At 38.6% G+C, this 18619-nt stretch carries 23 protein-coding genes and 1 pseudogene; 17 read left to right on the top strand and 7 right to left on the bottom strand.

Annotated features, from left to right (window positions below; genetic code table 11):
• Nucleotides 1–25 precede the first annotated feature (25 nt).
• The 3 genes from QYF49_RS15415 to QYF49_RS15405 all read right to left on the bottom strand — a co-directional run bounded on the left by QYF49_RS15415 (nucleotide 26) and on the right by QYF49_RS15405 (nucleotide 1581).
• Entirely contained in the window at nucleotides 26–397 is a 372-nt protein-coding gene (locus QYF49_RS15415) for a hypothetical protein (RefSeq protein WP_425589594.1), read from the bottom strand.
• Nucleotides 398–412: 15 nt separating this feature from the next.
• Complete coding sequence (locus QYF49_RS15410) at nucleotides 413–565, bottom strand: hypothetical protein (protein WP_290400504.1); 153 nt, start codon at nucleotides 563–565, stop codon at nucleotides 413–415.
• 71 nt (nucleotides 566–636) lie between these two features.
• A complete protein-coding gene (locus QYF49_RS15405; protein ID WP_290400503.1) occupies nucleotides 637–1581 on the bottom strand; it encodes an ATP-dependent DNA ligase in 945 nt (314 codons plus the stop codon).
• A gap of 79 nt (nucleotides 1582–1660) precedes the next feature.
• Here QYF49_RS15405 and QYF49_RS15400 point away from each other — a divergent pair, with 79 nt between their 5' ends.
• The 6 genes from QYF49_RS15400 (at nucleotide 1661) to QYF49_RS15375 (ending at nucleotide 4817) form a co-directional block, all read left to right on the top strand.
• On the top strand, nucleotides 1661–2557 hold the full coding sequence (locus QYF49_RS15400) for a DNA polymerase domain-containing protein (RefSeq protein ID WP_290400502.1): 897 nt from the start codon (nucleotides 1661–1663) through the stop codon (nucleotides 2555–2557).
• 151 nt (nucleotides 2558–2708) lie between these two features.
• Nucleotides 2709–3140 carry an SRPBCC domain-containing protein gene (locus QYF49_RS15395; RefSeq protein WP_290400501.1) on the top strand — a complete coding sequence of 144 codons (432 nt, stop codon included), beginning with the start codon at nucleotides 2709–2711 and terminating at the stop codon, nucleotides 3138–3140.
• A gap of 1 nt (nucleotide 3141) precedes the next feature.
• Nucleotides 3142–3495, top strand: coding sequence for an ArsR/SmtB family transcription factor (locus tag QYF49_RS15390; protein ID WP_290400500.1), 354 nt, complete (start codon nucleotides 3142–3144; stop codon nucleotides 3493–3495).
• A 25-nt stretch (nucleotides 3496–3520) separates the two neighbouring features.
• Nucleotides 3521–3958: an SRPBCC family protein gene (locus QYF49_RS15385; RefSeq protein WP_290400499.1), complete on the top strand. Its 438-nt coding sequence runs from the start codon at nucleotides 3521–3523 to the stop codon at nucleotides 3956–3958.
• A 174-nt stretch (nucleotides 3959–4132) separates the two neighbouring features.
• Entirely contained in the window at nucleotides 4133–4285 is a 153-nt protein-coding gene (locus tag QYF49_RS15380) for a hypothetical protein (RefSeq protein WP_290400498.1), read from the top strand.
• A 265-nt stretch (nucleotides 4286–4550) separates the two neighbouring features.
• Nucleotides 4551–4817 (top strand): DUF2188 domain-containing protein, encoded by a 267-nt coding sequence (locus tag QYF49_RS15375; RefSeq protein ID WP_290400497.1) that lies wholly within the window; start codon nucleotides 4551–4553, stop codon nucleotides 4815–4817.
• Nucleotides 4818–4879: 62 nt separating this feature from the next.
• Here the strand turns inward: QYF49_RS15375 and QYF49_RS15370 are convergent, their stop codons facing one another.
• Entirely contained in the window at nucleotides 4880–5056 is a 177-nt protein-coding gene (locus QYF49_RS15370; protein WP_290400496.1) for a hypothetical protein, read from the bottom strand.
• Nucleotides 5057–5223: 167 nt separating this feature from the next.
• Here QYF49_RS15370 and QYF49_RS25815 point away from each other — a divergent pair, with 167 nt between their 5' ends.
• Nucleotides 5224–5370: a replication initiation protein gene (locus QYF49_RS25815; protein ID WP_354005848.1), complete on the top strand. Its 147-nt coding sequence runs from the start codon at nucleotides 5224–5226 to the stop codon at nucleotides 5368–5370.
• Between the two features lie 40 nt (nucleotides 5371–5410).
• On the top strand, nucleotides 5411–5680 hold the full coding sequence (locus tag QYF49_RS15365; protein WP_290400495.1) for a hypothetical protein: 270 nt from the start codon (nucleotides 5411–5413) through the stop codon (nucleotides 5678–5680).
• Between the two features lie 169 nt (nucleotides 5681–5849).
• Here QYF49_RS15365 and QYF49_RS15360 read toward each other — a convergent pair.
• The 3 genes and pseudogenes from QYF49_RS15360 to QYF49_RS15350 form a co-directional block, all read right to left on the bottom strand.
• Nucleotides 5850–6025, bottom strand: a pseudogene (locus QYF49_RS15360) (ClpP family protease); the annotation flags it as partial.
• Between the two features lie 80 nt (nucleotides 6026–6105).
• Complete coding sequence (locus QYF49_RS15355) at nucleotides 6106–7365, bottom strand: SGNH/GDSL hydrolase family protein (protein WP_290400494.1); 1260 nt, start codon at nucleotides 7363–7365, stop codon at nucleotides 6106–6108.
• Nucleotides 7366–7548: 183 nt separating this feature from the next.
• The gene (locus tag QYF49_RS15350; protein ID WP_290400493.1) at nucleotides 7549–9228 is read right to left on the bottom strand and encodes a ribulokinase; all 1680 of its coding nucleotides are present in this window, start codon (nucleotides 9226–9228) and stop codon (nucleotides 7549–7551) included.
• A 651-nt stretch (nucleotides 9229–9879) separates the two neighbouring features.
• Between QYF49_RS15350 and QYF49_RS15345 the strand changes: the two genes are divergently transcribed.
• The 9 genes from QYF49_RS15345 (at nucleotide 9880) to QYF49_RS15305 (ending at nucleotide 18616) form a co-directional block, all read left to right on the top strand.
• Nucleotides 9880–10983, top strand: coding sequence for a zinc-binding dehydrogenase (locus tag QYF49_RS15345; RefSeq protein ID WP_290400492.1), 1104 nt, complete (start codon nucleotides 9880–9882; stop codon nucleotides 10981–10983).
• A gap of 120 nt (nucleotides 10984–11103) precedes the next feature.
• Nucleotides 11104–11865: a DeoR/GlpR family DNA-binding transcription regulator gene (locus tag QYF49_RS15340; RefSeq protein WP_290400491.1), complete on the top strand. Its 762-nt coding sequence runs from the start codon at nucleotides 11104–11106 to the stop codon at nucleotides 11863–11865.
• Between the two features lie 204 nt (nucleotides 11866–12069).
• Nucleotides 12070–13113, top strand: coding sequence for an ABC transporter ATP-binding protein (locus QYF49_RS15335; protein ID WP_290400490.1), 1044 nt, complete (start codon nucleotides 12070–12072; stop codon nucleotides 13111–13113).
• A gap of 1 nt (nucleotide 13114) precedes the next feature.
• On the top strand, nucleotides 13115–13993 hold the full coding sequence (locus QYF49_RS15330; RefSeq protein WP_290400489.1) for a carbohydrate ABC transporter permease: 879 nt from the start codon (nucleotides 13115–13117) through the stop codon (nucleotides 13991–13993).
• Between the two features lie 121 nt (nucleotides 13994–14114).
• Nucleotides 14115–14855: a carbohydrate ABC transporter permease gene (locus tag QYF49_RS15325; RefSeq protein ID WP_290400949.1), complete on the top strand. Its 741-nt coding sequence runs from the start codon at nucleotides 14115–14117 to the stop codon at nucleotides 14853–14855.
• Nucleotides 14856–14887: 32 nt separating this feature from the next.
• Nucleotides 14888–16171, top strand: a complete 1284-nt coding sequence (locus QYF49_RS15320) for an ABC transporter substrate-binding protein (RefSeq protein WP_290400488.1) — start codon at nucleotides 14888–14890, stop codon at nucleotides 16169–16171.
• A gap of 107 nt (nucleotides 16172–16278) precedes the next feature.
• Nucleotides 16279–17046 carry a glycerophosphodiester phosphodiesterase family protein gene (locus tag QYF49_RS15315; RefSeq protein ID WP_290400487.1) on the top strand — a complete coding sequence of 256 codons (768 nt, stop codon included), beginning with the start codon at nucleotides 16279–16281 and terminating at the stop codon, nucleotides 17044–17046.
• An 11-nt stretch (nucleotides 17047–17057) separates the two neighbouring features.
• Nucleotides 17058–17552, top strand: a complete 495-nt coding sequence (locus QYF49_RS15310; protein ID WP_290400486.1) for an MgtC/SapB family protein — start codon at nucleotides 17058–17060, stop codon at nucleotides 17550–17552.
• A 20-nt stretch (nucleotides 17553–17572) separates the two neighbouring features.
• Entirely contained in the window at nucleotides 17573–18616 is a 1044-nt protein-coding gene (locus QYF49_RS15305) for a phage baseplate protein (protein ID WP_290400485.1), read from the top strand.
• Nucleotides 18617–18619: the final 3 nt, after the last annotated feature.

Here is an 18619-nt window from a genome sequence, read left to right as displayed (position 1 = left end):
TTCAAGTCTTTTCAACTGCAGATTTTTATGGGGATGGGTCATTTTCGATACATTCAGCCTGGTAGGAATTCTGACCAGAATGAACGGACAACAGGGTATCTGCATATCCAACAAGGCGATTTATGATTTCATCAGCCAGGGCGTAAACGAGCATGTGATACTCTGGCTTATGTAGGCGGCGATCATCAAAAATCACTGTTGTATTAATAAAAACATCACGATTTCCGTAAAGGTTGTAATGGATTATCGCTTTGCCGGCAGCGCCATGAGATGCAGGGTCACTAAATGAGGGGAGAAAAATGAACCATTCCTCTGCCGTCGCAGAACGGAAGTTCTTGGTGAACCTCATTAGATTTATCTCCTTTTCTATTGCTGCGTTCATTTTTGAGGTAGACATAGGCGGCTTCGTTATTTATTCCCCAAATTTGTTTTTTTGTTCTCGTGCAGCTAATTCGTCGGGTTGGTCTGCAGTGACCATCTCATGTACTTCACTTGGCGTTTGTTTTGGCCCTATGTTTTTTATTTTATATTGATCGGTATCCGTCTGACCTGTTCTTTCTGACATTTGAATCACTCCTTTAATTGATTTTAGTATGTTGAATTTGGCTGAATTTATTAAAAGTAACTCTACTCTCTTTACGTTTCTTCCACAAGGACACATTCTGTCGGAGGCACATCAACAAATGCTTGTATACTCGGCTGACGCAATTTTTGTCCTTCCGTCCATTCTGCAAAATGAATTTTCGCCGTGATATGCGGCTTAACCCAATGTGCGTCAGAATGGCGCCCAACAGAATTAATAAAAGGGGGCTGCTTGATTTCAAGAGGTAGCAATTGCTTCGTTAGTTCCCGCCACTCGAGGACAGAAAGTTTTCCCGTTCCTGTATGGCCTATATAGATAAATTCTCCTGATCGATCGTATAATCCGAGTAAAATGGAGTTCACGATGCCGTCTCTAAGGGTGAAACCTCCGATTGCTGCAATCAGATCACGCGTATTTTTAATTTTTATCCAAACCTCATTCTTTTCACCGATGTAATAACGGCTATCCAGCTGTTTCATAACGATTCCTTCCATGCCCGTCTGTTTAATGGCGTCAAACAAGGCTTCACCATCATCATGTGATCGAACCAGCTGCACGTGTTCATTTGGGATAATTATATTGGATAATAACTTCTGTCTCTCTTTGAAGGGTTGATCAGTTACCCATTCACCATTGTAAAACAGAACATCGAAAATCATGTAGGTGATCGGAACCTGACTTTGAATAGCTGGAATACGGCTTGGGTTACGAATTCCGTCTCTTTTCATCACCTTATGGAAACTGGGCCTGCCGTCATCTGCTAAAGAAATGATTTCACCATCTAATATCACAGAATGAGCAGAACAATAGGAGGGGACATTCGTTAATTCAGGGTAGTTTAACGTTCTTTCACGTCTTTTTCGATTAAATAGATGTGCCTCCCTACCATCGTAATACGTTAAGACATGAACACCGTCCCACTTGATTTGAGCCGTCCAATCACTCGTTGTGGGGATTCTAGCTGCCATTTTAGGTTCCATCGGTGTGATCGGTTTCAATTATTTCACCTCAGGAATAGTTTGTACGAAACTGATTTACAATATGAACGTTTAATTTAGATTAATGGAGGCATAAAACATGATCGTTCAAGTGGACGGCAGAGAAATCGAGATTACATCACCAGATAAAATCCTCTGGAAGGACTCCCAAACGACAAAGTTGGATTATGTCAACTATCTCTTGCAAGTATGCGATTATATATTGCCTTATACCAAAGATCGGATGTTGATGTACTGGTTGTTTCCTCATGGATTACACCGCTCCAAGATCGAAAAGAGGTCATTGCTTGCCAGCGCTCCGAGTTGGGTATGCAGCACTTTTTACAAAGAGAAGGAAAGAATTTTGCTGAATGATAGGGCTACTTTGATTTGGCTGGCGAATATAGAGGCAATAGAGTTGCATGTTCCATTTGACAGGTATGTCCGTCAAGACTATCCCACTGATCTTGTTTTTGATTTAGACCCTTCAAATAACGAAATTGATCTTGCTTTAGAAATCTCCTTAGAATTAAAACAGGTTTTAGGTGGAATAGGTCTGAGAAGCACGGTTAAAACCTCTGGAAAAACCGGTTTACATATTTTTGTTCCCATCCAGCCCGTTTTTCGATTTGAAGAGACAAGGTTAATCAATAAATTTGTTGCAGACTATATGCTTGAAATGTATAGCCAAAAGGTCACTATTGAAAGAGTAAAAGAAAGAAGAGGTACAAAATTATATCTTGATTATCTTCAGCTATGGAGGGGCAGAACAATGGCTGTTCCTTATTCCATCCGCGCAGCAAACGATGCTTTAGTTTCAACACCAGTTACCTGGGAGGAAGTAAGTCAAGGGTTCAAACCCGGTCATTTTACAATGGAAAGAGTATTAAACCGTATCAAGGAAAAAGGAGATATTTTCAGGCCGGATGAAGCAGTAAGAAATCAAAACAATGAACGGATTAGTCGAATATTAACCATGCTTAAATCCCGAAAATGAATAGATTGATCAGAGGAAATGATGAAACTGGATTTAATGATTTATTGAAACAGGGCGTCCAATTTGCTTAAATGTGCTACCTATAGGTTGCACTTCTGGGCGTTATGTGCTATGATTTGGTTGCACATATAAAAACAAGGAGGAATGGTAAATGGATAATGATAGAATCGAACGAGAAATTTTCATTGCTGCTTCTATCCAAACAGTTTGGATGTTGATTAACCAGCCTGCATGGTGGGTGGGAGATGCCCCGGGACCTGACAGAGTACAGGTCGATGGAAATCGTGTAGTGGCTGAAACAAAGTACGGTAAATTCCCTGTATTAATTGAACAAATGGATCGGCCGAACTGCCTTGCGTGCCGATGGGCAAGTTCATTTCCTGGAGAGGAACCAACAGAAGGAAATTCTACACTAGTTGAGTTTACATTGACTGAAAAAGATGGAGGTACTCTCCTGAAGGTGGTTGAAAGCGGTTTTTCCAAGCTTTCCGTATCAGAGCTGGAGCAACGTAAATTTCTACAAGGAAATGTGTCCGGATGGCTGCAGCAATTGGAAGTTTTGAAGAAGCGGGCGGAGCAATGAAATGGTATCAACAGATGAGACTCATTTTGAAAATGTTTTAATTGCTTTAGCAGACCCCACTCGCCGCCAATTGCTTACCTTAATTGCTGCTCGCGGGAAAGCTTCCGCAACGGCATTAGCTGCGACGGTCACTGTATCTCGCCAGGCTGTTGTCAAGCACTTAACTGTCCTTAATGGAGCTGGATTAGTGAAAAAGGACCGGATTGGACGGGAAGTGCTATTCACAGTGTGTCCGCATCAACTTTCCACTACGGCTAAGTGGATGGAGAGTCTGGCAGCCGACTGGGATCAACGATTGGAGTGGATTAAGCGCATGGCGGAAGCGAGTAATGATCCAAATGACGCTAACCTGTAAAATCTATAAAAAGGATGATTTAGCCATGAATACCGACGTAACCACGAAATTAAAAATTATGAAGCCGGCAAATGAAGTTTTTGAAGCAATCGTTAACCCTGAAGAAATGTCTAATTACTGGTTTTCTTCAGGAACCGAAAGAGTGGAACAGGGAAAAGCGATTACTTGGAGATATGATGAATACGATGCAGAAGGGGTAATCAAGGTACTGGAAGTCGAGCATAACAAGAAAATAGTGTTCTCATGGGGAGGATATGGTGAACAAACCGTTGTTGCCATTAGGCTAAAAGACGAGCATGAGAGTACAATTATTGAAGTGAATGAATCTGGTTTGAAAGAGGATGATCCTGATATTATAGCTAAAATGTTAGGACAAAAAGAAGGTTGGGTATATACGTTAACTTGTTTAAAAGGGTATCTGGAAAATGGTATCAGCACTTTGAGAGCTTCTCTAATTCATTAGCATCTCTATCAATCACAGACGTTTCCTCAACATGGGAAGCGATTGTTTTTATTTTTTCCTCAATAGATCAACTAGTGTTCCTCAGAAGTGAAAAGGCGAATGAAACTCTCTGTTGATGGGAAAACTTTTATTAAGGTGTAGACAGAAACTAACAGTGAAAAGAGGCTATGGGACATGAAGAAGCACCAGGAAAAAAAGCCATCGGTCGCTCCAGGCATGAATGATGCAGAAGAATTAGACCAAGAAGCCACACAGGAAGACATTGAAAGCGGCAATTATACAGAAGTAACAACGATGTCTTGGGACGAAGTAGACCCAAGTGAGTAAAACGATATAGGGACCGATGGCAAAACCGAAATACATAAACTGAGCGGATTTCGGCATCAATGAAGCTAAAAGTTCCCTGAATACCTAAATTGAAAAAGAACGGTTAGGCCCCTTGTTCAAAGGGGCCTTTTCAAATTCATAACGCTTTCCGTTTCAGTATCAAGAAGAGCCATCAGAGCAAGACGGCACATAAAATTCATGTTTTCAACTGGCCATTGCGGGTAATAGGTTACTATGCAAAACCATTTATAAGGAGGTAGTTGTTATGGCACAAAACAACAATGGCACTCACAATGATCGAGACTCTTATTTTGAGGACCGGGCTGGAACCAATGAAGCCCATTTTCATGTAGTACCTCATGGGGAAGAGGGCTGGGCTGTAAAAAAAGAAGGTGTCGATGAACCGAAGTACACAGCCGATTCCAAGACGGAAGCGGTAAAAGAGGCTGACCGTTTGGCCGAAGAAGCAGGTACGATGGCGGTTATCCATAATGAACACGGACGGATCGAGGACCAGCATAATTTTGAATAAGATCAAAAAAGCGGCAAACTTTGGCCGTTTTTTTGTTGGATCCGTTTGCATCGCTGCAAAAATTATTGTTTATCCATGTTATCTCCATTATCTCCATTTATATAAGGGTTGTCTGTCGTTGCGAAACGTACCGATTGAAGACTTGTTTCCGGGTCTAGACCAAATAATCCATCTACTGTTTGCTTATCATTTTTCTCTCCATTTGGAGAAAGGGACTGTGGGTTTTTTCTTTTCATCATGTTCCTCCATCCTATTATGTAGTACATATCTAGTACATATCATGCCCTGATTTTATGAAATCTTCGCCTAAATTACAGACAGTCATAAGAAACGCTGCAGTGGATTAAAGTCGCTGCTTGGAATAGAGCCGAACAAATACAAATTATTTGGCCACTTCAAAGACTAAATTTTAAATGTAGCAAAGAAGGAATTAGAGGAAAAAACCGATTTGCGTTTTGAGTATGAGGAGATAAAAGTCGGTCGAAAGGTATCCTCTATTATGTTTAACATCTATAAAAACCATGCCAAACAAGGCGATCCACTTTTCGGGTGACTTAGAATTCGAAGCACAAATTCAATAATCCTTAGAAAGAATGGGAGTATCTAAACCGGTTATAAAATCGTTGATTAGTGATTACGGTTATGAACAAGTGGAAAGAAATCTTGATAAGCAGATCTTCGAAGAGGGGAAGGAGCCAGCACTCGAAGAGAAGCGGTTTAAAGAAGAGGCAATTCGCTGTTTTAGTGACATTATCCGTGAAAAGGAAAAGTTGCAGCTCCCTCAATTTAGAGAGGAAGATTTTAGAGATAGTGAAATTAAAAGGATATATAACTCACTATTACATGTTGATGCATTACGCTGATTTAGTGAAATTTAGGAAGCTAATAATGTAAAGGTTGGAAGGGGGTCATTATAATATCAAATCATTGAAATGCATGATTACGAACGTACTACATGGTTTGAGAAATGGTCGCAAAAGTAAAACCGAAAATTGAATGTATATGTAGACCAATTAACCAGCCGATACGGCGAGGTACTCCGATCGAATGACCGTCTCCAAGAACCAGGGAAACGGAAGGTTTGAAAAGAGATGAAATTATTTCAGCAATAGCAAGCCTGGTTCAACGTCTCTCCAAAACGATCAAGACACCTTGAATTTTGGGTATTCCTCAAGGACCAACTGCGGAATGATGTTTTCATACTTGGTTGCTTATTATTTGCAGGCAGGTTGAATAGTAAATAAAGCTAAGCCCCTCACTAACAGTGAGAGGCTATAAACTGTTGTTACTAACGAAATAAAGTAAGGTCGATTGCTTCAGCCATCGCGTGATAACCTGCATCGTTTGGATGTAAATGATCCCCCGAATCATACTCTTTTCGAAGTTTTTGAGGATGTTCTGGATCCTGCATAACTTTGTCAAAGTCAATGAAATCATCAAACACTCCACTTGTACGGATCCAATGGTTCACTTCTTGTCTTACGATCTCTCCCTCCTCCGTAAAATATCCATTTATTGTTGTATCTCTAAATGGTAATAGTGTCCCTGCATAAATTCGTAACCCCTTGGCATGGACTTGTGCAGCTATCTGTTCCATTCCAGCGATGATTTTTCCTGAATCCAAGGTGTGGGGAGTATGGCCGATATCATTGATACCTTCAAGCAGGATCACATCGGTTGCACCTGTTTGTGACAATACATCACGGTTAAGTCGTGCCAGAGCATTTGCACCATATGAAGGAGAATCTCTTAAGATTTTATTACCAGAAATACCTGAGTTTAAAACGGAGAAATTTTTGTTCGCATACTTTTTATCAAGTCGATCATCCAGAATATCAGGCCACCGTAAGTTTGCATCGATCGTCGAACTATGGCCATCTGTAATGGAATCCCCTAATGTAACAATGACGCGACCATAATTGTTCTTTGTCAGCACATCTACTGCTGAGAGCCAAAACCAGGAGACAACTGAATCAGTATAAACGTTTCCGTCTGCTTCGTCTGTGTGATCTCCGCTTTCAGAGATATAGGAAGTTTGCCTAGAAAGGCGATGCCACGTGGTGGGACCACTTGCTTCTGGAACGTAAACACTGATAGCGAGATTTTGGCCATCTTTCACTTTGAAGGCGAGCGGGTCACTTATCACTTCCGCGCCGGGCTGTAGTGTAATACTTTGCTTTCCTGAAAAAGTCACGTGTTTTTGTGAGCCAGGTATGGTTTCTGCCCCACCGTTTGAAAGCGCAATACCTACTTTTCCAAAAGTCAATGGTTGTAAACTAAACGTATTAGAAAAACGAAGTCGAACCTGATCCCCAAATGCATGCGGATTGACGATCATCCTGACGGTTTGATTTTCAAATCCTTCTTGGGAAATCCCACTATCATAGGGTGATTGAGGACTAGCCGACCAGGCTCCGATCCAATTCAGATGATGGTCGCTCTTGTTCCTTACTTTGGTGTTTTCGTTGTTTTGATTTGTAAAACCTGCTGTAATACCGAGAAGTACAGTTGCTGCAACGATCAAAAAAAACATTTTCGAGCGTAACATAATCACGGCCTCCTTTTATTTTTGGAATTTTAAGAATATTTATTTCCCAGTTCAGTATGATAAGGTTTCCAACCTTCTAAGCAAGGGATTTTCTATAATAGTAACGAGATTTCCAGTCAGATAATCCTATTTATATAATAATTACATATCAAGTGGATTTGCTTTCCAAAGAGATTAGGATTTCTAAATGTTTTCTAAAGATGGACTAGGGTTTTTATTACTTTTAAGTGACTTCATGACATATGAATGACTCATCCCAAAAATATCGTGCAGGTCTTTGTATATTTGATACTTTTTTTCATACGATTGCACATTTTTTTGAATCGGGTAATATGTTTTTTCGATAGGCTGGGACATTGATTTTATTGCTTCTTTAATGTTGTCAAACCCACCACTATGTGTTCCTGCAGCCGTTGCTCCCAAAATTGCAGCACCTATAGCAGGAGCGTAATTTGATTTAGAAACTTGGATAGGAATATTTATTACATCTGTATAGATCTGCATGAGTAATGCATTTTTTTGTGGCAATCCACCGCATGCAACAACATGCTTAATATTTAATCCGTAATTTTGGTATGTTTCAAATATTATTCTTGCTGAGAAAGCAGTACTCTCTAAATAAGCACGAAAGATTTCTTCTGGCTTAGTATGAAGAGTCAATCCAACTAAAGCTCCAACTAAATCTGTATTACACAAAATCGATCGGTTTCCATTATGCCAGTCTAAGGCAATCAACCCGTTTTCCGGCGGGAGTTGGTTTGCTTTTTCTTCAAGATAATCAAAAATAGAAATTCCTCTCATTCTTGCTTCTTGTGAATATGTTTCTGGGATATGCTTATTTACGTATGCACCAAAGATGTCACCAACAGCTGATTGACCTGCTTCATAAGCATATACACCCGGTAATATTGCATTTTTTACGACACCTGAGATTCCAGAGATCTCTTTAAGTTTGTTATTCAGCATCATATGGCAGGTGGAAGTTCCCATAACCATTAATAATGTTTCTGAATGGTGAATACCGGTTCCTAAAACTGCTGAATGAGCATCAATGATACCAGTTGCAACAGGCAGGCCAATTGGCAGGTCGAGTTGATCGGCCCACTTTTCGGATAAATAGCCTGCACATGTGCCTACATTTTTTATTTCGCCTTTTAATTTTGATAGTATAGTGTCTCCAAAATTCACATCGATGGAAGAAAAGAATTCGATTGGAAATCCGTCTTCTTCATTCCAAAATGACTTGTAGGCGAGTGAACAATTACTTCTCGTAATTGTGTTTGTTAGGAGTGAGACGATCCAATCATTTGCTTCCATAAAGTACTCTGTTTCCCTGTAAATATCCGGGGCTTCTTCGAAGACCTCTACAATCTTAGGAATCATCCATTCTTCTGAAATGTTATTACCTAATTTATTCAGCCACTTTTCCTTTCGTTCAGTCGCTAGTTTTAACAATTGCTCTGTTCGATTTTTAGTTGGATGATGTTTCCAGAGCTTTACCCATGCATGCGGTGAGGAATGATATTTTGGATAGTCGCATAAAGGGTTCAAATATTTATCAACAGGTAAAACAGTAGACGAAGTAAAATCTACTCCGATTCCTACAATTTGGTGGGGGTGTAAACCTGCTTTTTCTAGTGCGAGGGGTATCCCATTTTGCAAAACGTGAAGATAATCTTTCGGATTTTGTAAAGCGCTACCAATTGGAAGTAGGTTTGAATGGCTTGGCAGAGTATCCGTTATAACACCATGAGGATAGCATTCTACGTGCATGCTCTTAATCTCGCCGGTATTAACGTTTACTACGAGAACTCGTCCTGATTCCGTTCCAAAATCAATGCCGATTGAATATTTGGCACTCATTACCGCATCCCTCCATTATGTAAGTCCATTATGTAAGCCCTTTCATACTCATATTCTAACAAAATAAGCAATAATAAACAATTCCGAACTTTTGTAAATGTAATATATGATAAAAAAACTTTACGCAATACTAACATCTTAATGAAGATATGAGTAGAAGATTTTCTCGCTTCCGAAAGAAAGTGAATAGAATAATGGGCATGTGCAACAAAGCTTTCAGAAGTATTTATCTTCATGAAGCACCATTCGTAGCGACTTGAATGCATCTGACCCTTTGGTTCCACAACTATTAAGTATAATAGAAGCCGTTTCGGCCGATCACACATAACTTGGTAGAGTAATAATATAAAGTTACCTCTTTTGAATGGCGATAGAGCCATTGAGAGATGAAGAACTAGAATATAGTTTAAAAATAAAGTCCTATAGAATGTTTGGGTATTAAAAACATTCTTTTTTATTTTTCAAATATATGTTCATTTATATAAAAAAAACACTCGTTTATGAGCATTTTATAGTTGACAGGTTTAATTTATATACATATATTGTTAATAACGAGCAAAAACGAGCATAGACATATTAATCATAAGAACCTAACTCTCGATAAGTAAAGGCAATGGTTGCCTTTTTATTTCATAAAGAGGAGGAAAGAGAATGAATATGGTAATGCAGTTGCAATCACGTGCTTATAGACTGATTAGTCCATTTCAATTACAGGAAGTGATGGTTGAGCAAACGCTAAAGGAGGGCCAAGTAGTTGTAGAACCCATTATTGCTAGTATTTGTCATGCGGATTTACGGTATTACATAGGACAAAGAAGACCGGAAGCACTTTCTAAAAAATTGCCTATGGCACTCTTGCATGAAGGAATTGGTAAGGTTGTAGAAAGTACTTCTAATGACATAAAGGTCAATCAAAAGGTCGTCATAGTTCCCAACATACCTGGACATCTTCTTCAAAATGGATTTTCGAAAGAATGCAGTTCGTTATGTGATCAAGAATTCATAGACAATTATAGCGAAAAAAATATATTTTTAGGCAGTGGATATGATGGAATTGCCCAAAATCGATTAATTCTACCTGCAGAATGCGCAATTCCAATACCCGAAAATATTCCTGATGAAATAGCACTTCTTTCAGAATTATGTACTGTTTCTTATCATGCCTTAAGCCGCGTTAAGAATAAGCTCACTTTGCCAAATACAAGGGTTGCTGTCTTTGGAGATGGTCCCGTTGGTTACCTAACCGCTGCAATGATTCATCATGTATACGGATTGGACTCAAATCGATTGACCGTTTTTGGAGCAGTTCCAGATAAGCTGGCGCATTTTGACTTTGCGAAACAAATTTTAGTACAGGAATATGATTTTCATAGCGGTGAAAAAGTGGATATGGTAGTGGAATGCACAGGAGGATCTTTTAGTGAAAGCGCGATTAATCAGGGAATTGATATTTTAGCAAGAGGAGGCTTAATAATTTTAATGGGTGTTAGTGAGGAACGGGTTCCAATTAATACAAGGGATGTGTTGGAGAAAGGCATTACCTTATTTGGGAGCAGTCGCAGCTCTTGTATGGATTACCGCGCAGTCCTTTCCGAAATGCAAGATTTAGAGTACCAAAAAAAATTAAGAGCCATTCTTCCATTGAAATTTACCCCTGTTAAAAGTATTAAAGATTTTAAACATGCGATGGATATTGCAGCTAAACATAGAAGTTGGGAGAAGATAGTCTTAGAGTTTGACTGGGAACAAACTTGAAAAAAATCTCTCTAGTCTCTGCCGGAAGACTTGACAAATAAACATTACTGAACTTAATTTTAATATAACTCTACATAAATAAGCATTTTTTAAATATTGATAGCAAAAGGAGGGAATTCAATGCTGGCAGCCGAACGGAAGTTAAAAATAATTGACTTTGTCAAAAAAAATCACGTTGCCTCAGTTACTCAACTATCCGAAGAATTCAGGGTTCACGAAGCAACAATACGAAGAGACTTGTCAGAAATCGAACGAGAGGGACACTTAAGAAGAACCCATGGCGGTGTGGTTTTAGCTGAAGGAATAAGCTCAGAGCCTTCATTTAACGTACGTGCGATGGAAAGAGTGGAAGAAAAGCAGAGAATTGGTGTGAAGGCAGCAGAAATGATAAATGAAGGAGATCATATCATTTTAGATTCAGGTACTACCACACTTCAAATCGCCAAAAATATTGTAAACAAATCAAACATCACCGTAGTGACAAATGACGTAAACATTGCTGCAGAATTTAAAGATTCAAAAGGCATTAAAGTCATTGTTACGGGAGGAATCCTTTTTCCAGAAAGTTTTATGTTAAATGGCATGTTTACCAATGAGGTGTTAAAGACACTTCATGTACACAAAGCGTTCATTGGCACGCCTGCTATCCACCCAAAGCATGGCATTACCCATTTTGAGGAACAAATGGTACCAGCGAAGATAGGTATGATCCGTGCCGCACAAGAGATAATCGTAGTTACAGATCATACTAAAATAGGTGGTGTTTCACTTCACAGGGTAGTGCCGGCTAATGGGATTGATAAATTAGTTACTGGAGAAGAGGCTTCAGAAATGCAGATTCAACAATTCGAGGAAATAGGAATAAGTGTTTATCTTGCGTAACTATATTTATAATTGAGCAATAATGATCAAAATGTAGCAACAAAAATGAACAATTTCAAGCGCGAATTATGGACCATTTTTTGTTTTTTCACGTAAATGAGAAGCAAAGAAAATGATTAAAGAGCATCCTGCTCAAAAGATATAACCATTTTTAATATGTAAGCGCTTTAAATAAAAAGCTTTTATTGAAAGGAGGCATCTTTTTTGGCATCAATAGAATTTGTTAACGTTACGAAAGAATTTGAAAAAAAGGAAATCATTAAAGATTTAAACCTAAGAATCGAAGATGGAAAATTTACCGTTTTAGTTGGACCTTCAGGATGCGGGAAAACAACACTGTTGCGAATGATTGCTGGAATAGGTCCGCAAACTTCTGGCTCAGTCCTTCTTAATGGGAAAGATATTTCAAATATTGCCCCTGGTAAAAGAGGGGTAGCGATGGTGTTTCAAAATTATGCAATATACCCTACGATGTCTGTTCGAGAAAATATTGAGTTTGGACTCAAAAATAATAAAGTGAATAAAATTGAAAGAAAAAAATTAGTGGAGAGCATCAGTGAAGCAGTGGGTTTAAGTGAGTATCTTGGCCGCAAGCCATCCACTTTATCGGGAGGGCAGCGTCAGCGGGTTGCACTGGCCCGTGCGATGGTTAAGCAACCCTCGGTCTTTTTAATGGATGAACCTTTGTCAAATCTTGATGCGAAACTTAGAGCACAGATGCGTATCGACCTCATAGAATTACATAAAAAACTTGGAACGACTTTTGTCTATGTGACACATGATCAGGTAGAAGCGATGTCAATGGCAGATACCATTGTACTAATGAATCAAGGACTCATTCAACAGGAAGCTCCTCCAGAGGAAATATATCATGAGCCTAACAACATTTTCGTGGCTCAATTTATTGGCACACCACCTATGAATATTGGTGAGCTAGGTGTAGATGGAGTTAGATTCGGCTTTCGCCCCGAGAGTGTAACTGCTTCAACTGAGCCAGTTGAGTCACCTTTTACCCTTCAGGGAGAAGTTACAACAAGAGAGATGCTTGGTTCAGAAACACTCTATCAAATAAGGTACAAAGAAACCTCCTTTATGATTAAAAGTCTCATTGATAAGTTCAGTGTAAATCAAAAAATACACATCGGTGTCAATTCGGATAAATTGTATTTCTTTGCGGATGATGGGGACCGCATACATAAAGACCATATCCACTATCGAGATTACTTTGAGGCGTTGAGAGGTTATTGAGATGAAAAACAATAAGGTATGGGAAATACTCAGGCCGTATGTAATGATAGGCCCCGCGATGATAGGCATATTCCTATTTGTAATCTATCCTATGATCTATCTGCTCTATTTAAGTTTCTTTAAGTACAACTTGTTAAACAGTGCCATGAGTAAATACATTGGATTTAGTAATTATATACAAATCTTTAGCAGGGAAGATTTTTATAAATCCTTATTAAATACGGTGATTTATACCGGTGGTGTTGTTACATTAACCATGCTTATATCCTTGCTCATTGCTGTATGGCTAAGTAAAAGAACAAGAATGAACTATATTGTTCAAGCCGGAATATTTACACCTCATATCATTTCAATCGTATCGGTTTCTCTTGTATGGCTATGGATGATGGAGCCCAATTTAGGATTTCTTAATTATGTTTTAGAAAGTTTGGGCTTACCACCTTCACAATGGCTGCAAAGCTCAAAGACAGCACTATTTTCAATCATTATTGTTTCAGTTTGGCATGGTATTGGTTACTATGTATTAATTTTAGTAGCTGCGCTTCAAGGAATATCACCAAACATATACGAAGCAGCAGCATTGGATAATACAAGTAAATTCAGAGTATTTCACAGGATCACACTGCCACTGATTTCACCTCAAATGTTCTTCATCTTAATTATTATGACGATAGGCTCTTTTAAGGTCTTTGATACTGTTAGGATCATGACCGGAGGAGGTCCAAACAATGCAACCAACACGCTTGTCTACTATATCTACGGTTTTCGGACCACTAATATTGGCTATGCAGCTGCTACAGGGGTAGTTTTGATGGCGATTATCGGCATTCTGACTATTATCTACTTTTGGTTACTTTCCAGGAAGGTGCATTATCAATGACAACCTATGAAAGAAATACAAGAAGGGGGTATATCATTTGAAAAAATATAACATATGGTTGTCATTGGATTATATATTAAAAGCTGCAGTTTTATTATCTTTCGTCTTTCCATTCATCTGGATGATTTCTACATCACTTCAAACATTTGAAGAAACCATTAAAATTCCGCCTACCATTTTTCCGTCATCTCCACAGTGGATTAACTTTGTGGATGCAATGAGTTCCGGCCCTTTTGTCACCTATGCAAAAAATTCCGTAATTATTACCTCATCCATCATAATTATACAGTTTCTCGTAATGATTCCAGCGGCTTATGCGTTTGCAAAGTATGACTTTGCTGGGAAAAAAATTTTGTTTGGTATGGTATTAATTGCCTTCATGATGCCGGGACAGGTTACATTTATTCCTATTTATTTAATGATGGCTGACTGGGGACTTATTAAAACATTGGTTCCACAAATCCTGCCTTTTATGTCTAATGCATTTGGAATCTTCCTATTGCGGCAATATTTTATGCAGATCCCAGAAGAAATTATTGAGGCGGCAAGGTTAGATAATGCCAGTGAGTTTAAGATCGTATGGAAAATCATGACACCCATGGCTAAGCCGGCGTTAGCCACTATTGCATTATTCAGTTTTGTCAGTCATTGGAACGATTATTTTTGGCCTCTTGTCATGACAGATACAAATGAAGTTAGGCCATTGACTTTAGGAATTGCAATGCTTAAACAATCAGAAGGAATTAGTAACTGGCACATCATTATGGCAGGGAATGTCGTCTTAGTTGTTCCTATCCTTATTGTCTACTTGTTATGTTCAAAACATATTGTTAAAGCGTTTGTTTACTCAGGGATTAAATAATTTTCATCATTTAATAATGAGGGGGCTTTATTATGAAGAAAAGCTATTTATTGAGTTTAGTCGCTATTATGATTTTTGTTCTTCTATCAGGCTGTAATGGGGAAGAAAAAGCAAACGGTTCAAATGGTAATGGCGGCAAAACTACTATTCAATTTTGGCATTCATTAGATGGGAAGAACGGTGAATATATGGATGCCCTCATTCAACGATTTAATGATAGCCAAGATGAGGTAAAAGTTGTAGGAACTTTTCAAGGATCGTATGATGAAGCCGCAACAAAGCTTCAACAATCCATTTCAGCTAATACAGGGCCTGATGTAACCATGCTGGAACGTGCATATGTCCAACAATTTGCAGAATCGGATGTATTAGAAGACATGTCTTCGTATCTAAAATCGAGTGGCCTTAAGAAAAGTGATTTCGCAAAGGGTTTGATGGGCCACTCAACTTTTAATGAGAAATTGGTGTCTTTGCCTTTAAACAGGTCCACACCGATCTTACATGTGAACAAAACAATCCTGGATGAAAAAGGGTTGAAAGTTCCTACAAACTGGGAGGAACTAAAAAAAGTAGCAAATGCACTGGTTGTTAAAGAAGGTGGCAAAGTTAACCGCTACGGGTTTACGATGCCTTATGATACTTGGTATCCAATTGCGATGATTTCGCAATCCAAAGGAACTTTCTTTAATAAAGACAAAACATCAATTGGCTTTGAGAAAAATGATGTTGGAGTTAAAGTTTTCGAATATCTAAAGGATATGCAAAAAACAGGTGCGTTATATTACCCACCATCCCAAGATTCCGGAAATATTGTAAACCAGATGTTTACAACAGGCAAGGTACCTATGATGTTTCAATCAACAGGCACAATCGGCGATATCAGCCAAAATGCTAAGTTTGATTATGTAACAGCTTTCTTGCCCAAAAATGATGTTTATGCGACTCCTACTGGAGGAGGAAACGTGGCAATGCTTGCTTCATCAAAAAATAAAGAAGCTGCTTGGAAGTTTATAGATTTTATGATGGAGGATCCAGATGGACTTTTACAGTTTATTTTAGATACGGGTTATCTTCCATTTACGAAAAAGATGGCTGAGTCGAAAGAAATACAAGACCTCTGGGCAAAGGAGCCAAATCGTAAAACCGCATACGATCAACTCAAATATGCTGTAGATAATAACAAAAGTGTCGCTTGGCCGCAAACCATGCATGAGTTTTTCTCTGCTATAGAGGCCATTATGTACGATGATGCTAAGATTGAACCAACACTTAAAACGTTCAAAAAAGAAACAGAAAGAATACTATCAGAAAATTAATTTCTTAAATACTTTGGAGCCTAGAAAAATACAGATGAAATTTACAAAAAATTTGTGATTTCTATTGATTTTCCAGGCTCCTTTTTTATATGAAAGGACTGAGGTATTTGATTGACCGTCTTAAAGATAATTCTTCCCTATATATTGCAGGGCACAGAGGATACATGGCAGAGTATCCTGAAAATACGCTCTTGTCTTTCCAAAAAGCCCTGGGGTTAGGTGTAGACATGCTCGAATTTGATTTAAGGTTTTCCAAAGACAATATTCTTATGGTTATACATGACGAAACACTTAATCGAACGACCGATGGTAAAGGAAAAATTAATGATTACACTCTTAACCAACTCAAACAACTAAATGCCGGAGTGGGATATGGCACTTCAGGTCAAGAGTTTCAAATACCAACCTTGGATGAACTTTGCGGGCTGCTTAAATCTTATCCTGAAGTTCTATTAAATGTAGAAATCAAACCGAGTAGTAACGCAAGAGAAGTAGCAGATGCAGCCATTGCAAAGCTGGAGGAATACAATTTTCTCTCCCGATGTGTGTTTACTAGTTTTGATGCGGAAATCGTGGCGCATATCCATGACAACTATCAACTGAAAACACAAGGATTTCCGGGACAATGTATGTTCAATTTTGTACCAGGTGCAGATGGGACGTATTCAAAAATGTGGGCAGTAGGCATCAGTATGAAACTATTAAACGCAGATTTAGTTAAGGAATTTAAGGATCTAGGGATTTTATGTTGGAGTTATTGTCCTGACAATGATCAGCAGGTATATCAATCACTGGAATGCGGAATTACTCTTATGACCTGTAATAATCCTATTCCAGCATTAAAAATACGCAATAGTAACTACGAACGTGCTTAATCAGAGGGGGGATGGATATTACCTTTACGTGGTCAAATGATTATGAAATGTATGTTCGTGTGTTGATTAGTGCTTTGTTAGGTTTTCTTATTGGCTGGGATCGTGAATCTAAAAGCAAACCAGCAGGAATAAAAACGTATATGTATGTTTGTGTAGCTAGTACATTAATAACGTTAATCTCGATTTATAGTGTGGATAAATTCAGTTCGATGAGTAGCACGATAAGAATGGATCCTATGCGATTGACTGCTCAAGTGGTAGCAGGCCTCGGTTTTTTAGGAGGTGGGGTCATTCTAAAAGACGGAATTCAAGTTAAAGGTCTTACATCAGCGGCTATGATATTTTTAGCTGGGGGAGTCGGAATTGGAATTGGAGCTGGATTTTACGGAATAGTTTCCTTTGCCGTCATCATATCGCTGGTTTTAGCGAAAATCGGTAACTTGGTTGAAAGAAGGAAAATAGTGAACTTAAAAGAACGAAAAAAAATTAAAAATATTACCATGTAGAAAAATTAAGGAGAGATGATATGAAAAAAACTAGATTACTAGGTAAAATAACCATTAGTTTTCTTCTATCTAGTATGATTTTTGCTATTTCTTCAAATACAAGTGCACAACCAATCAGTTGTACTTCGAAAGTATTTGATTTATCTGCTCCCGGAACTCCGTTTTTCCGAGATAAACCACTCCACAACGGTACGGTCCTGCAATCGTTTGCTTTCGATAACGTACATAAACATACTTACGTTGTACAGTTAACCGCAGGAGGGATACAGCTTCCTGGAGAACCTGCACCGGTTAGTGGAGCTAATAGAAGTTTAAACGGAGATTTGACCTTAACTAAACTTGATAGTGAAGGAAACGAGTTAGGGCATATGTATCTTAAAGGTTTCGGTCATGGTGTCCAAATTGGTCTGGAAACTCATGGAGAAACTGCATATATCTGGTCTGAAACAGATTCTGTGGCAGAAGGAAAAGAAGGTTGGGGTACAAAGCTTGCCAGATTTCCTTTCAATGACGGAGCTATAATGACTCCTGATAGTCCAGAATTAGAAAAACACCAGCTAATTCAGGGTGCAGACCGTACTACTGTGAATATTGATTCAGCCAACAACTTATTAACCATGCGTTACAGATTAAATGGTAGTTTTTACTTTGCATTGTATAATCTACAAGATGTAAAACAAAAGGTATATAAACCTATTGCGGATGTGGAGCAACCCTCCATGGGTACCTTCCAGGGATTTGCATCGTTTGGCAGGCATTTATACTTACTTGAAGGCAACGCTTATGGTGCGAGTGGATCTGTGGAACCTTATGGCAATACCTATATTACCTCAGTAGATTGGTTTACATCTAAAACAGTAGATAAAAAACTTTTCACTGGCGGAAATGATCTCACCTATAGAGAGCCAGAAGGCATGGGGGTCCGAATTCCGGATATCAAACATCCTCGTAAAGCACAGCTAAGTGTCGGCTTTGCTTCTAATTTCACACCAAACCGGTTGGCGAATATTTATTACTTGGACCGATTAATATCTGAGAAAAAAATCAATGGTTCTAATAATTAAAAA

Origin of the sequence: Fictibacillus terranigra, from assembly GCF_030412265.1 — a bacterium.
GTDB lineage: Bacteria > Bacillota > Bacilli > Bacillales > Fictibacillaceae > Fictibacillus_C > Fictibacillus_C terrinigri.
Note: the sequence above shows the minus strand (reverse complement) of the source record. Positions and strands in the feature narration are given on the sequence as shown.

Coding starts and splice junctions, on each gene's coding strand:
- QYF49_RS15415 (WP_425589594.1), bottom strand. CDS start 397: ATGTCTACCTCAAAAATGAACGCAGCAATAGAAAAGGAGATAAATCTA.
- QYF49_RS15410 (WP_290400504.1), bottom strand. CDS start 565: ATGTCAGAAAGAACAGGTCAGACGGATACCGATCAATATAAAATAAAA.
- QYF49_RS15400 (WP_290400502.1), top strand. CDS start 1,661: ATGATCGTTCAAGTGGACGGCAGAGAAATCGAGATTACATCACCAGAT.
- QYF49_RS15395 (WP_290400501.1), top strand. CDS start 2,709: ATGGATAATGATAGAATCGAACGAGAAATTTTCATTGCTGCTTCTATC.
- QYF49_RS15390 (WP_290400500.1), top strand. CDS start 3,142: ATGGTATCAACAGATGAGACTCATTTTGAAAATGTTTTAATTGCTTTA.
- QYF49_RS15385 (WP_290400499.1), top strand. CDS start 3,521: ATGAATACCGACGTAACCACGAAATTAAAAATTATGAAGCCGGCAAAT.
- QYF49_RS15380 (WP_290400498.1), top strand. CDS start 4,133: ATGAAGAAGCACCAGGAAAAAAAGCCATCGGTCGCTCCAGGCATGAAT.
- QYF49_RS15375 (WP_290400497.1), top strand. CDS start 4,551: ATGGCACAAAACAACAATGGCACTCACAATGATCGAGACTCTTATTTT.
- QYF49_RS15370 (WP_290400496.1), bottom strand. CDS start 5,056: ATGATGAAAAGAAAAAACCCACAGTCCCTTTCTCCAAATGGAGAGAAA.
- QYF49_RS15365 (WP_290400495.1), top strand. CDS start 5,411: ATGGGAGTATCTAAACCGGTTATAAAATCGTTGATTAGTGATTACGGT.
- QYF49_RS15355 (WP_290400494.1), bottom strand. CDS start 7,365: ATGTTACGCTCGAAAATGTTTTTTTTGATCGTTGCAGCAACTGTACTT.
- QYF49_RS15350 (WP_290400493.1), bottom strand. CDS start 9,228: ATGAGTGCCAAATATTCAATCGGCATTGATTTTGGAACGGAATCAGGA.
- QYF49_RS15345 (WP_290400492.1), top strand. CDS start 9,880: ATGAATATGGTAATGCAGTTGCAATCACGTGCTTATAGACTGATTAGT.
- QYF49_RS15340 (WP_290400491.1), top strand. CDS start 11,104: ATGCTGGCAGCCGAACGGAAGTTAAAAATAATTGACTTTGTCAAAAAA.
- QYF49_RS15330 (WP_290400489.1), top strand. CDS start 13,115: ATGAAAAACAATAAGGTATGGGAAATACTCAGGCCGTATGTAATGATA.
- QYF49_RS15325 (WP_290400949.1), top strand. CDS start 14,115: ATGATTTCTACATCACTTCAAACATTTGAAGAAACCATTAAAATTCCG.
- QYF49_RS15320 (WP_290400488.1), top strand. CDS start 14,888: ATGAAGAAAAGCTATTTATTGAGTTTAGTCGCTATTATGATTTTTGTT.
- QYF49_RS15310 (WP_290400486.1), top strand. CDS start 17,058: ATGGATATTACCTTTACGTGGTCAAATGATTATGAAATGTATGTTCGT.
- QYF49_RS15305 (WP_290400485.1), top strand. CDS start 17,573: ATGAAAAAAACTAGATTACTAGGTAAAATAACCATTAGTTTTCTTCTA.